This is a genomic window from Pseudoduganella albidiflava (assembly GCF_004322755.1).
Lineage (GTDB): Bacteria > Pseudomonadota > Gammaproteobacteria > Burkholderiales > Burkholderiaceae_D > Rugamonas > Rugamonas albidiflava.
In genome coordinates this window covers 1,366,705-1,379,312 of record NZ_CP036401.1, presented here as the reverse complement: position 1 = coordinate 1,379,312, position 12,608 = coordinate 1,366,705, and the positions used below count along the sequence as shown (strand labels likewise).

Sequence of the window (12,608 nt, the reverse complement as noted above, 5' to 3'; positions counted from 1 at the left end):
TCAGAACACTCCGAACAGTTTCAGGGCGACCAGGAAGGTCACCGCCAGGCTGATGACCAGCACGGCCACCGACGTCTTGCGGGCCGAATCCTTGTCCAGGCCGACGTGGGTATCCATCACCAGGTGGCGGATGCCGGCGCAGAAGTGGTGCATGTAGCCCCATACCAGGCCCAGGATCACGAGCTTGCTGAACGGGTGCTGGGCGATGCCCTGGAAGTGCGCGAACGAAATCTCGGAGCGGATGGATTCCTGCAGCAGGTACAGGATGAACGGCAGCAGCACGAACAGCAGCATGCCGCTGATACGGTGCAGGATCGACACGATTGCCGACAACGGCATGCGGTAGTTGCCCAGTTCACCGACGTGGATGTTGCGGTACTCCCGGCGTGGCTTGCGCCGGGGGTCCTTGATGGCTTCAGACATGGCTTACCTCCCTTGTGTATTGCTTTTTGGTTTAGTGACTGCGTATGAAAGCGATTCAAGGCCGTCGAATGGACGTTCGACAGTGGCTCATCTGTGGCTTATTTGCTGCTTTTGCCCACTTATTGCGCACTTTATGCTGCAACGTGATGAAACCATCATGCTGCGCCGCGATTCTCGCCCATTTCCCCACAACGACCAATATCTATTCTTACATATAACCAAATTTATGTTGCACCGCTCCATTCGTTTCCGCTAGCCAATCCGCTTGCCAGTCCTCGGGCGCTGATTCCCGGTACAAACCCGGTTCACTTCGCCCGGTCCGGCCGTTCAGTTCAAGTCGTTCTGGTAGTGGTGGCGGCTGGTCAGGTACAGGCCGCGGCGCAGCTCGACCGGCTTGTCGCCATACGTGAACGAGACGCGCTCCGCCGACAGCAGCGGCGTGCCGTCCGCCACATGGAGCAGCGCGGCATCTTCCGCGCTGGCCAGCACGGCGCGCACCTTTTCCTCGGCACGGATCATCCGCGTGCCGAACTCGGATTCGAACAGGCCGTACATCGGCCCCTTGTATTCGGACAGGCGCTCGGCCGTCAGGCCCTTGAACAGCAAGCCGGGCAGCCACAGTTCCTCGACGATGGTGGGCACGCCATCGAACGACTGCAGCCGCTTGATGTACACGGTGGCGTCGCCGGACTTCATGTCCAGCAGGCGCGCCACGTCCGCCGGCGCGCGCAGGCGCTTCACTTCCAGGAAGCGGCTCTCGGGATAATGGGGCTGCCCTTCGTCCGGACGCAGGCGCAGGAAACGGATGTGGGCGCGCGCTTCGTGGTGGGTGGACACGAACGTGCCCTTGCCCTGCCGGCGCATCACCAGGTTGTCGGCCGCCAGCTCGTCGATCGCCTTGCGCACGGTGCCCTGGCTGACCTTGTAGCGGTTCGCCAGTTCCACTTCGCTGGGGATCATTTCGCCCGGTTTCCATTCGCCGGACTGCAGGCTTTGCGTGATCAGCGCCTTGATCTGCTGGTACAGCGGCGAGAAGGTGGGAGCCGGTGCCGCCCCGGCTGGCGCGGGTGCGGCGGGGCCGGAATGCGCGGACGTAGCGGAAGTAGCGGCGGTCGCGCCCGCGCCTGGCGCAGCCGGCGCGTTCGCACTGCTGCCTGGGCTGGGCTGGTTGGGCGTGACAGGATTCATAGACCGCGATTTCACCACAAAAGGCACTGTCCGTCCAGTAATAACCGACTAAGTTATATGTCTTATATAAGACATAAGATATCATTGACAGATATCAGCATGCAGCCTACACTCGCCGTCGATGTTAGTCCTGGCAAGGCGCCGATGGCGCACAGCACAGGATGGCACCGGAGGACTGGAAATACCCCCGCAAGGCTGAGCCTTCGCGCGGGGCGAATTTGGTATCATTGCAGTTTTACCAGTGGCCGCCGCTCTGGCACGCGGCACTGGTACAGGTCCTGCACTCCAGGTCCGTCAAGCTTCTTTATTCCACAATGGAGATTCATCATGGCTAAAACCCCACTGCGTGTTGCCGTTACCGGCGCCGCCGGCCAGATCGGCTATTCCCTGCTGTTCCGCATCGCTAACGGCGACATGCTGGGCAAGGACCAGCCGGTCATCCTGCAACTGCTCGAGATCGACAACGAAAAGGCACAGAAGGCGCTGAAGGGCGTCATGATGGAAATCGACGACTGCGCATTCCCGCTGCTGGCCGGCATGACCGCCCACTCCGATCCGATGACCGCCTTCAAGGATGCCGACGTGGCCCTGCTGGTCGGCGCGCGTCCGCGCGGCCCGGGCATGGAACGCAAGGACCTGCTGGAAGCCAACGCGCAGATCTTCACGGTGCAGGGCAAGGCGCTGGACGCCGTGGCTTCGCGCGACGTGAAAGTGCTGGTGGTCGGCAACCCGGCCAACACCAATGCCTACATCGCGATGAAATCGGCACCGAACCTGCCGGCCAAGAACTTCACCGCCATGCTGCGCCTGGACCACAACCGCGCGCTGTCGCAAGTGGCACAGAAGACCGGCAAGCAGGTCAAGGACATCGAGAAGCTGACCGTGTGGGGCAACCACTCGCCGACGATGTACGCCGACTACCGCTTCGCCACCGTCGACGGCCAGTCCGTCAAGGACCTGATCAACGACCAGGAATGGAACGCCAACACCTTCCTGCCGACCGTGGGCAAGCGCGGCGCGGCCATCATCGAAGCGCGCGGCCTGTCGTCGGCGGCTTCGGCGGCCAACGCGGCCATCGACCACGTGCGTGACTGGGTACTGGGCAGCAATGGCAAGTGGACCACGATGGGCGTGCCGTCCGACGGTTCCTACGGCATCCCCGAAGGCATCGTGTTCGGCTTCCCGGTGACCACCGAGAACGGCGAATACAAGATCGTGCAGGGCCTGGAGATCGACGAGTTCTCCCAGGAACGCATCAACCTCACGCTGAAGGAACTGACCGAAGAGCGTGAAGGCGTGAAGCACCTGCTGTAATCATCCCCCGTGGAACCGGTCGTCAAGACACCGCTCCACACAGGTCGCCGCGCCGCCGAATCCGGCCGCGCGGCGGTCTCTTCAACCGGAACATCCACGATGCATCCATCCGAGGTCTTATTCCAGGGCGAACGCCAGCCGCTGCTCCTGCCAGCTTGCGATCATTACGCCGGCTCCGAGAAGCTGATGCGTAAATCGATGGCCCTGCAACAAGAGCTTGGCCCCGTGTTCGACATCACGTTCGACTGCGAGGACGGCGCGGCCGCCGGCAACGAGGAAGCGCATGCGCACCTCGTGGCCGAACTGGTCAATTCCGCCGACAACAAATTCAACCGCATCGGCGTGCGCGTGCACGACGTATCGAGCCCGCACTTCGCCCGCGATGTCGAGATCATCGCCGGCGCCGCCGCCAGCCGCCTGGCCTACCTGGTGCTGCCCAAGCCGGACAGCGTGCAGGATGTCATGAAGGCCATCGACGTCATCAACAGCCACGCCGTCAAGGCGGGCCGCGGGAATGGGGCCAATGAGCTTCCGGTGCATGTGCTGATCGAAACGCACGGCGCGCTGCGCGGCGTGTTCGCCATCGCCGCCCTGCCCCAGGTCGAATGCCTGTCGTTCGGCATCATGGATTTCGTCTCCAGCCACTATGGCGCGATCCCCGCCAACGCCATGCGCACGCCGAACCAGTTCGTGCACCCGCTGGTGGTGCGCGCCAAGCTGGAAATCGCCGCGGCCTGCCATGCGCACGGCAAGGTCCCGTCGCACAACGTCACCACCGACATCAAGGATTCGGCCGTGGTGGCCAACGATGCCCAGCGCGCGCTGGCCGAATTCGGCTACACGCGCATGTGGAGCATCCACCCCAGCCAGATCAAGCCGGTCGTCAAGGCCTTCGCGCCGCGGCTGTCGGAAGTGAACGAAGCGGCGGCGATCCTGCAGGAAGCGGCCAAGGCGCACTGGGGCCCGATCAGCCAGCATGGCCGCTTGCACGACCGCGCGAGCTATCGCTACTATTGGACGATCCTGCAGCGGGCCAGGCTGGCCGGGCTGAACCTGCCGGAAGCGGCCGCGCAACTGTTGCAGCCGCTGCCGGCGCCTGCGTCCGAAACGCCGCAGGCACCGCAATCCAACGCAACGGAAAACACCTAATGTCCATCCTCAAATTCATCGCGGCCTGCGCTGCCGCGTGCGCACTGGTCTGCGCCCCGGCGGCCCATGCCGCCGTCGAGACCGCGAAACCGAAGGCGGAGGCGAAGAAAAAGCCGGCCGCGAAACAGTCCAGGGCGAAACCGGCCGCCAAGTCGAAAAGCAAGCCTGCGCCAGTGGCACCGGCGGTACCCGATCCGGAAGCCGACGAGCCGACCGAACTGGGCTCCACCGTGGTCGACTACGACTGCGAACTGGGCAACAAGATCACCATCTACCAGAACGCCGGCGACGAAAGCCATGTCGCGCTGCGCTGGAAACAGCGCCTGCACCGCCTGACGCGCGTGGCCACGACCACCGGCGCGCAGCGCTTCGAGAACAAGTTCCACGGCCTGATCTGGATCGGCATTCCCGCCAAGGGCATGCTGCTCGATTCGAAGAAGAACCGCCAGCTGGCCAACGAATGCCGCAACGCCGAACAGTTGAATCCGGCGCCGGCCCCCATCGAAGCTGCAGCGCCGGTGGCGCCGGCAGCCTCGCCAGCCCCGGCAGTGCCGGCCACCTCGGCGGCGCAGGCGCAACCGGCACCGTCAGCACCGGGCGCGCATATGTAATCCGCAAGCGCGCGTCATCACGGCGTAGCAAACAAGATGTAGATATCGTCGCAATCATTCGCAACACCCCGATCAATAACTGACGCCCACCTGAAGGAGAGGTCATGTCAAGCAACACTTTCAACACGCTCAAGGAATTCCCGATTTCCGGCAAAACCAAGGGCAAACTGTATTCCCTGCCCGCGCTGGAACAGGCCCTGGGCGCCAAGATCTCCCGCCTGCCGGTGTCGATCCGCGTGGTGCTCGAATCCGTGCTGCGTAACTGCGACGGCAAGAAGGTCACCGAGGAACACGTGAAGCAGCTGGCCAACTGGGGCGCCACCGCCGAGCGCACGGACGAGATCCCGTTCGTCGTGGCCCGCGTGGTGCTGCAGGACTTCACCGGCGTGCCGCTGCTGGCCGACCTGGCCGCGATGCGCAACGTCGCCTACAAGCAGGGCGCCAACCCGAAGAAGATCGAGCCGCTGGTGCCGGTCGACCTGGTGGTCGACCACTCGGTCACGATCGACCACTTCCGCGAGCCGAAGGCGCTGGACCTGAACATGAAGCTGGAATTCTCGCGCAACAACGAGCGCTACCAGTTCATGAAGTGGGGCATGCAGGCCTTCGACACCTTCGGCGTGGTGCCGCCGGGCTTCGGCATCGTCCACCAGGTCAACCTGGAATACCTGGCGCGCGGCGTGCACAACAACAACGGCGTGTACTACCCGGATTCGCTGGTGGGTACCGACTCGCACACCACGATGATCAACGGTATCGGCGTGGTGGGCTGGGGCGTGGGCGGCATCGAGGCGGAAGCCGGCATGCTGGGCCAGCCGGTGTACTTCCTGACGCCGGACGTGATCGGCGTGAACCTGACCGGCCGCCTGCGCGAAGGCTGCACCGCGACCGACCTGGTGCTGACCATCACCGAACTGCTGCGTAAAGAAAAGGTCGTCGGCAAGTTCGTCGAGTTCTTCGGCGAAGGCACCGAATCGCTGTCCGTGACGGACCGCGCCACCATCGGCAACATGGCCCCGGAATACGGCGCCACGATGGGCTTCTTCCCGGTCGACGACAAGACCATCGAGTACTTCGAAGGCACCGGCCGCACGCCGGAAGAAATCGCCGCGTTCCAGGCCTACTTCAAGGCGCAGGGCATGTACGGCGTGGCCAAGGCCGGCGAGCTCGACTTCACCCGCGAAGTGAACCTGGACCTGTCGACGGTGACCCCGTCGCTGGCCGGCCCGAAGCGCCCGCAGGACCGTATCGAGATCGGCAACGTGAAGTCGACCTTCACCGACCTGTTCTCCAAGCCGACCACGCAGAACGGCTTCAACAAGAACCCGGCCGACCTGACCAATACCTACCAGACCACCAACGGCGTGCAGGTGAAGAACGGCGACATCCTGATCGCCGCGATCACCTCGTGCACCAACACCAGCAACCCGAGCGTGCTGCTGGCCGCCGGCCTGCTGGCGAAGAAGGCCGTGGAAGCCGGCCTGACCGTGGCACCGCACATCAAGTCGTCGCTGGCTCCTGGCTCGCGCGTCGTCACCGAGTACCTGGAAGCGGCTGGCCTGCTGCCGTACCTGGACAAGCTGGGCTTCGGCGTGACCGCCTACGGCTGCACCACCTGCATCGGCAACGCGGGCGACCTGACCCCGGAACTGAACGCGGCGATCACCAGCAACGACATCGTGGCCGCGGCCGTGCTGTCCGGTAACCGCAACTTCGAAGCGCGTATCCACCCGAACATCCGCGCCAACTTCCTGGCCTCGCCACCGCTGGTCGTCGCCTACGCGATCGCCGGCAACGTGACGCGCGACCTGATGACCGAACCGGTCGGCAAGGGCACCGGCGGCCGCGACGTGTACCTGGGCGACATCTGGCCGACCTCGGCCGAGATCGAGGAACTGATGAAGTTCGCGATGAACTCGGAAGTGTTCAAGGCCAACTACGCCCAGGTGAAGAGCAACCCGGGCAAGCTGTGGGAAGCCGTGTCGTCCGTCGAAGGCCAGGTCTACAACTGGCCGGAGTCCACCTACATCGCCGAGCCGCCATTCTTCGAGAACTTCGAGATGACGCCGCCGGTTTCCGAGAACGCCAACATCACCGGCGCGCGCGCACTGGGCGTGTTCGGCGACTCGATCACCACCGACCACATCTCCCCGGCCGGTTCGATCAAGGAAGACGGCCCGGCCGGCAAGTGGCTGAAGGAAAACGGCGTGATGAAGGCCGACTTCAACTCCTACGGCTCGCGCCGCGGCAACCATGAAATCATGATGCGCGGCACCTTTGCCAACGTGCGGATCAAGAACAAGATGATCCCGCCGAAGGCCGACGGTTCCGCGGTCGAAGGCGGCATCACGATCCACCAGCCGAGCGGCGAACAGCTGTCGATCTACGACGCGGCCATGAAGTACGTGGCCGAAGGCACCCCGACCATGATCTTCGGCGGCGAAGAGTACGGCACCGGCTCGTCGCGCGACTGGGCCGCGAAAGGCACCCAGCTGCTGGGCGTGAAGGCCGTGATCACCCGTTCCTTCGAGCGTATCCACCGCTCGAACCTGGTGGGCATGGGCGTGCTGCCGCTGCAGTTCATCGGCAACGACAGCGTGGAATCGCTGGGCATCACCGGCAAGGAAACCTACGACCTGCTCGGCCTGGAAGGCGAGATCAAGCCGCAGCAACTGGCCACCCTGGTGATCAACCGCGAAGACGGCACGAAGCAGGAAGCCACCGTGCTGCTGCGCATCGACACGCCGATCGAAGTCGATTACTACAAGCATGGCGGCATCCTGCCGTTCGTGCTGCGTCAGCTGCTGGCTGCGTAAATTCAGCTGCCAATTGGCCTTGCTGGACCCCAACTGCAGAGGCCGGGGTCAGACCCGCCGGGTCTGACCCCAGGTTCAGCTCCTGGGGTTGCCCCTGAAGCGCCGGATTCGTTCCGGCGCTTTTTTCGTTTGCCGCCCATCCTTGCCGAATCAACTACAATACGTCTGATAAGTTATTCACCACTACCGAGATCGTTAGCGCCATGCGTCGCCCATCCAAAGATTCATCTACTAAATTGTCTGCCGACAGCCAGCGCCTTTCCACCCTTGCCCAGGCCGTCGGCCAGGCAGGCAGCCGTCTCGAAGAGCGCAGCTGGGAGCGCGCGCTGGACGTGCAATTGACGAAACTGCTCAAGACGAGCCACCAGGACACCGTCGATGCCGCCCTGAACAGCCTGTTCGCCGCCGACCTGACCGCCTATGACGTGCTGATGGACAGCGTGGAAGCCGTCAGCGAATCGGCCACCATCACCGTCGAAACCGACGGCGCACCGGTGCAGTACGACGTGCTGCTCGTCGCGGCGCCCATCCTGGCCTGGACCAGGTATTCGATCGCCTCCGGCGCCATCCCGGCCGATATCCTGAACACGCTGTCCGCCCACTTCTCGGCCCATCTGCTGGCCGATGGCACGAAGATGGCCATGGCCTCGAACCTGTTCTCGATCGACCAGCTGCCGCGCACGCACGCGGAAACGTACGCCAAGATGCACAAGCTGGCGCAAGCCGCCGTGAAGGGCGTGGCCGTGAAGACGGATGTGAAATCGCCCGAGACGGCGCCCTTCCTGGCCGACACGCGCTACCTGATCGCGGCCATCGTCGCGCCGGCCGGCGGGCCACTGTTCCGCTGGCAGATGCCGGGCGCCCACCTGCACCAGTCCGACGAGCGGCGCAACGCGCTGGAAGCCTGGCGCACCCAGGCCACGCCCACCGTGGCGCGCCTGCTGCCCGGCTGCGGCATCGAACTGCTGCTGCCCGAAGCGTATTACATGGCGTGCCGCGAAGCCGATAAACTGATTCGCCCGGTGTCGATCCGCGCCGCCGTGCATTACCTGACGCACACGCTGGCCTGCGAGCCGGCCGACCTGCGCGCCGTGATCGCCGGCTTCGGCGAGGAAGCGGCCGACGGCCAGGTGGACGAGTACCGCGTGGCCTTCACGCGCCGCTCGGATACCGATGTGATCTACGGCGTCGTCTGGCCGCTGTATGGCCAGGAAGACGAAGAAGGCACGCCGCCCGAAGGCCCGATGGCCGGCGGCCTGGCCACGCTGCTGCAGCCGCGCACGCCGGTCGAGGAAATCGTCGAACACCTGAGCGCGGCCGGCGTCACCGTCGTCAAGAAGCTGTCGGAGCGCTACGTCGCCGAATACTGCGACGATTGCGGCGCCCCGCTGTTCGCCGACCCGGCCGGCGAACTGGTCCATGCCGAGATGCCGGAAGACGCCCCGGCCGGCACCGAGCACTTCCACTGATCGCTTCCCCAAACGTAAAAACCTCGCAGACCGCGAGGTTTTTTTCACCCGAAAACCGGTGACAGGCTCCGATTTCGTTTGAAAGTTTTCAAACAATTGGAGCCTGTCACCGGTTTTTTCTTGGTTGCGGTTGCCCGCCTTATCCTTGCCGATGCTGGACGCCAGCCCAGGCGAACGTGGCGTCAGCGCTTCAGCGAGCCTGCCGAGTTGCTTTCGGTGCCGGGATTGCTGCCGCTATTCGAGCCGTTGCTGGTTCCCCCGCTCGTTCCACCACTGATGCCGGTACCGGTCGCACCGCCCGTGGTGCCCGTGTTCGAGCCGCCGCTGGTGCCGCTCTCGGTGCGGGTGGCATCCATGCCCTGGCCCGGCGTGCCGGCTGCCTGGCCGCCGGTGGTCGTGCCGCCGCTGGACGAACCGGACGACGTGCCGGAGCTGGCACCCGCGTCCTTGCCGGCATGCTTGCCGCCGTGCTTTTTCGTCTTCGACTGCTTCGTGTCGCCGGAGGTCGCCTGGTTGCTGGAAGCGCCCTGCGTGCGTTGCGGGTCGGTGGAATTGCTCTGGCCGCTCTGGGCGTAAGCAAGGGTCGCCATCGAGGCGAGGACTGCTGCGATCAACGTCTTGCGCATGGTGGGGCTCCTGTCATGGTCGTTCGGTCCCAATGACCGTGGACGACAAGATTAGCGTTTTCGCCACGCGCGCAGCATCGGCGCCCGTACCTTCGTCCGGTCGGAGGGCTCCTACCTCACTCGACAATAAGCTCGAGTTCGCGACGCGCCCCGCCGCTTCGCATAATCGGAGCCTGTCACTGGTTTTCGCATGCACTCACCCCAACAGCGAAGGCTGGGGTCAGACCCGCCGGGTCTGACCCCGGCATTTGCACTTGGGGTAGGCTTAACTGGACGGCATCGGAGCCTGTCACCGTTTTTTTCAGAGGTTGCTATTGCCCGTCGTCGCCTTGCCATTGCTGGACTTGCGGCTGTCGGTGCGCTGCGTGCCGTGGCCGGACGTGTCGTCCGGCGCGGCCTTGTCGCGCCCTGCCCGGTTCGCCGTGCTGCCCAGCGGCGCTGGCTCCCGGCCAGGCACCGGGCGCACCTTGTCGCTGGTCTTCGGCGCGGTGGGCGCGGCCTTGCGGCTGGCCGCATCGCTGCTGGCATCGGCATCCTGCAAGCCCACGCTGCCCGGCTTGTTCTTCAGCGCGTCGCCAACCGTCGATTGCCCGTGCGCGGTGCCGGCCAGTGCGGCAACGCAGAGTCCCATGATGATGAAGTTCTGTCGCATATCGCCTCCTGGTCTGTTCGCCGGCACCGCACGGTGTCAGCGGGTGGTGCCGCCGGTGGTGCCGCCGCTCGTGCCCGACGAACCGCCGGTGCCGGACGTGCCGGACGTGCCGCCCGTGCCGGTGGAGCCGCCGGTACCCGACGAACCGCCCGTGCCCGACGAGCCGCTGCCGCCCGACATGCCGCCGGTGCCGGAGGAACCGCCGGTGCCCGAGGTGCCGCCCGCGCCGGACGAAGTGCCGGAACCCGCCGTACCGGAAGCGCCGCTACCGGAAGTGCTGCCCGAGGTACCGCCGGACGAGCTGCCCGAAGAACCGCTTTGCTGCGAACCGGAGTTGGAACCGGACTTGCTGCGCTTGGATTTCTTGGTCGACTGCTGATCCGACGAGCCGCTGCCGGACGTCGCGTTGTTCGACGACGCGCCGGACGTGCGCTGCGGATCGGTGGAAGTGCTGCCGCTCGCGCCGCTCTGGGCGTAAGCGACGGTTGCCATCGTTGCGAGGACTGCTGCGATCAGGGTTTTGCGCATGGTAGAGCTCCTGTTGAGATTCGGACTGTGGGCGCGGTCACGGGGACCGCGGACAGCCAGAGTACCCACTTCGCCATGCGTGCTGCATCGGCGTGCATACCGTCATGCGGTCGGAAGGTTCCTACCTGTCTCGACAGTAATCGGGTAACACGCGATCCGCGATGCAGCGCAACCCTGGTCGCGGTCTGGAACCGGCGGCCCTACCAGGCCGAGTAGGGATGGCTGATCAGGTTCGAATTCAGGTAGCGCTTGTCATGGGTGACTTCCTCGCCCACCCAGTCCGGCTTGTCGAACGCCGTGTCTTCGGCGGGCAGTTCGATTTCCGCCACCACCAGCCCGGCGTTCACGCCGAGGAACTCGTCCACTTCCCACACGAAGCCCGCGTACGGAATCCGGCGCCGGTATTTCTCGATGACGGGCTGCTCGCACAGCCGGTCCAGGAACTCGGCGGCGTCCGCCACCGGCAGCGGGTATTCCCACTCGCCGCGCGACACGCCGACCGCCTTGCTCTTGATCGTCATGACGGCGTGGTCACCCTCGATCCGCACGCGCACCACGCGCTCGGGATGCGAGGACAGGTAACCCTGGCGCAGCAGCACCGGCTGCACATGGGGCGCGCCCTCGGTGCGCCAGCCATCGTCCCGTACCAGGAACTTGCGTTCGATTTCAATGCCCATCAGTCGTCCAGTGACAGGAGTACAGGTTGCAGGATCGCGGCGCCCAGCGCGGCGCTGCGGGCGCCGTTCCAGCCCACGTGCGGCACCGGCAGGTCGGCGTTGTCCTTGAACGGCATTTCCAGCGTCAGCGACAGGCACTGGAAATGATGGCCGACATACTTCGAGGCCAGCGTCAGCACGTCCGCCTTGTACTTGCTGACGGGGTAGCCCACCTTGTCCTGGAAGTCCGGGCTGGCGTTCTTGTAGCGCTCGATGAAGGCCTTTTGCGCGGCGGCCTGCTGCGGCGTGAACGTCTCCAGCATCTCGTTGCCGGCCACGAAGTTGTACGGCAGCGCCTCGTCGCCATGGATGTCGAAGAACATGTCGACGCCCGTCTCGTGCAGCTTCTGCTTCACGCACAGCACTTCAGGCGAACGCTCCGCCGTCGGCGCCATCCATTCGCGGTTCAGGTTGGCGCCGGCCGCGTTGGTACGCAGGTTGCCGCGCACCGAGCCGTCCGGGTTCATGTTCGGCACGATGTAGAACACGCAGCGCTGCAGCAGCTTGCGGGCAATCGGATTGGCATCGTCCAGCAGCGCATCGATCAGGCCCTCGATGAACCACTCGGCCATCGATTCGCCCGGGTGCTGGCGAGCGATGAACCAGATCTTCTTTTCCGCCTGCGGGTCCCCGATCACCACCAGGTTCATGTCGCGGCCATCCACCGACGAGCCCAGATCGAGCACGCGCGCGACCGGATTCTCCGCCACCTCGCCCAGCAGGCGCAGGTGCCGTTCCCACGAATACGGCTCGAAGTAGGCGTAGTACACGCTGTCCAGGTCCGGCGTGTGCCGGATCGTCATCACTTCGCCATCGAACGAGGTCGGCACGCGGAACCAGTTCTCGCCATCGTAGCTGGCCACCGCGCTGTAGTCCTCGAAACCCTTGGCGTAGGTGGCCTGGCCGGCATTCAGGAAGCGCAGGTTCAACCCCGTGCCGCGCACGCCCTGCACGCGAAAGTGGAACCACTGGTGGATGTCGGCATGCGAATCGCTGCGCAGCTTCAGTTCGATATTGGCGGGATTCTCCGCGCTCACGACGTCGATCGCGCCGGAGTCGAAGTTCTGACTGATTTTGATGGTCATTGTGGGATCCGTCGGGTTTGGATGGCGTTAT

Annotated in this window: 12 protein-coding genes; 5 read left to right on the top strand and 7 right to left on the bottom strand. The window is 64.7% G+C overall.

The genetic code is table 11. The features are described from left to right. A complete protein-coding gene (gene sdhC / locus EYF70_RS05890; RefSeq protein ID WP_131144573.1) occupies positions 1-423 on the bottom strand; it encodes a succinate dehydrogenase, cytochrome b556 subunit in 423 nt (140 codons plus the stop codon). 327 nt (positions 424-750) lie between these two features. Next, a complete protein-coding gene (locus tag EYF70_RS05885; protein ID WP_131144572.1) occupies positions 751-1,611 on the bottom strand; it encodes a GntR family transcriptional regulator in 861 nt (286 codons plus the stop codon). 327 nt (positions 1,612-1,938) lie between these two features. On the opposite strand from EYF70_RS05885, the gene EYF70_RS05880 reads away from it, so the two are divergent. From EYF70_RS05880 to EYF70_RS05860, 5 genes are all read left to right on the top strand, one after another. Then, positions 1,939-2,925 (top strand): malate dehydrogenase, encoded by a 987-nt coding sequence (locus tag EYF70_RS05880; protein WP_131144571.1) that lies wholly within the window; start codon positions 1,939-1,941, stop codon positions 2,923-2,925. A gap of 99 nt (positions 2,926-3,024) precedes the next feature. Further along, on the top strand, positions 3,025-4,074 hold the full coding sequence (locus EYF70_RS05875; RefSeq protein ID WP_131144570.1) for an HpcH/HpaI aldolase/citrate lyase family protein: 1,050 nt from the start codon (positions 3,025-3,027) through the stop codon (positions 4,072-4,074). Next, entirely contained in the window at positions 4,074-4,685 is a 612-nt protein-coding gene (locus tag EYF70_RS05870) for an MliC family protein (RefSeq protein WP_229420721.1), read from the top strand. The genes EYF70_RS05875 and EYF70_RS05870 overlap by 1 nt, the downstream gene beginning before the upstream one ends. A gap of 104 nt (positions 4,686-4,789) precedes the next feature. After that, positions 4,790-7,501, top strand: a complete 2,712-nt coding sequence (acnA, locus tag EYF70_RS05865; RefSeq protein WP_131144569.1) for an aconitate hydratase AcnA — start codon at positions 4,790-4,792, stop codon at positions 7,499-7,501. Between the two features lie 203 nt (positions 7,502-7,704). After that, on the top strand, positions 7,705-8,970 hold the full coding sequence (locus EYF70_RS05860; RefSeq protein ID WP_131144568.1) for a DUF2863 family protein: 1,266 nt from the start codon (positions 7,705-7,707) through the stop codon (positions 8,968-8,970). Positions 8,971-9,152: 182 nt separating this feature from the next. Here the strand turns inward: EYF70_RS05860 and EYF70_RS31000 are convergent, their stop codons facing one another. From EYF70_RS31000 to EYF70_RS05835, 5 genes are all read right to left on the bottom strand, one after another. Continuing rightward, positions 9,153-9,596 (bottom strand): hypothetical protein, encoded by a 444-nt coding sequence (locus tag EYF70_RS31000; RefSeq protein ID WP_165497578.1) that lies wholly within the window; start codon positions 9,594-9,596, stop codon positions 9,153-9,155. A 301-nt stretch (positions 9,597-9,897) separates the two neighbouring features. Next, on the bottom strand, positions 9,898-10,248 hold the full coding sequence (locus EYF70_RS05850; RefSeq protein WP_131144566.1) for a hypothetical protein: 351 nt from the start codon (positions 10,246-10,248) through the stop codon (positions 9,898-9,900). 36 nt (positions 10,249-10,284) lie between these two features. Next, positions 10,285-10,776: a hypothetical protein gene (locus EYF70_RS05845; RefSeq protein WP_131144565.1), complete on the bottom strand. Its 492-nt coding sequence runs from the start codon at positions 10,774-10,776 to the stop codon at positions 10,285-10,287. A gap of 200 nt (positions 10,777-10,976) precedes the next feature. After that, positions 10,977-11,453 (bottom strand): CYTH domain-containing protein, encoded by a 477-nt coding sequence (locus tag EYF70_RS05840; RefSeq protein ID WP_131144564.1) that lies wholly within the window; start codon positions 11,451-11,453, stop codon positions 10,977-10,979. Continuing rightward, positions 11,453-12,577 (bottom strand): M14 family metallopeptidase, encoded by a 1,125-nt coding sequence (locus EYF70_RS05835; protein WP_131144563.1) that lies wholly within the window; start codon positions 12,575-12,577, stop codon positions 11,453-11,455. The genes EYF70_RS05840 and EYF70_RS05835 overlap by 1 nt, the downstream gene beginning before the upstream one ends. Between the last annotated feature and the right edge of the window lie 31 nt (positions 12,578-12,608).

What these genes read in the sequence shown, in the direction of transcription:
- EYF70_RS05850 (WP_131144566.1), bottom strand. Translation starts at nt 10,248, where the DNA reads ATGCGACAGAACTTCATCATCATGGGACTCTGCGTTGCCGCACTGGCC.
- acnA (WP_131144569.1), top strand. Translation starts at nt 4,790, where the DNA reads ATGTCAAGCAACACTTTCAACACGCTCAAGGAATTCCCGATTTCCGGC.
- EYF70_RS05845 (WP_131144565.1), bottom strand. Translation starts at nt 10,776, where the DNA reads ATGCGCAAAACCCTGATCGCAGCAGTCCTCGCAACGATGGCAACCGTC.
- sdhC (WP_131144573.1), bottom strand. Translation starts at nt 423, where the DNA reads ATGTCTGAAGCCATCAAGGACCCCCGGCGCAAGCCACGCCGGGAGTAC.
- EYF70_RS05860 (WP_131144568.1), top strand. Translation starts at nt 7,705, where the DNA reads ATGCGTCGCCCATCCAAAGATTCATCTACTAAATTGTCTGCCGACAGC.
- EYF70_RS31000 (WP_165497578.1), bottom strand. Translation starts at nt 9,596, where the DNA reads ATGCGCAAGACGTTGATCGCAGCAGTCCTCGCCTCGATGGCGACCCTT.
- EYF70_RS05870 (WP_229420721.1), top strand. Translation starts at nt 4,074, where the DNA reads ATGTCCATCCTCAAATTCATCGCGGCCTGCGCTGCCGCGTGCGCACTG.
- EYF70_RS05880 (WP_131144571.1), top strand. Translation starts at nt 1,939, where the DNA reads ATGGCTAAAACCCCACTGCGTGTTGCCGTTACCGGCGCCGCCGGCCAG.
- EYF70_RS05835 (WP_131144563.1), bottom strand. Translation starts at nt 12,577, where the DNA reads ATGACCATCAAAATCAGTCAGAACTTCGACTCCGGCGCGATCGACGTC.
- EYF70_RS05840 (WP_131144564.1), bottom strand. Translation starts at nt 11,453, where the DNA reads ATGGGCATTGAAATCGAACGCAAGTTCCTGGTACGGGACGATGGCTGG.
- EYF70_RS05885 (WP_131144572.1), bottom strand. Translation starts at nt 1,611, where the DNA reads ATGAATCCTGTCACGCCCAACCAGCCCAGCCCAGGCAGCAGTGCGAAC.
- EYF70_RS05875 (WP_131144570.1), top strand. Translation starts at nt 3,025, where the DNA reads ATGCATCCATCCGAGGTCTTATTCCAGGGCGAACGCCAGCCGCTGCTC.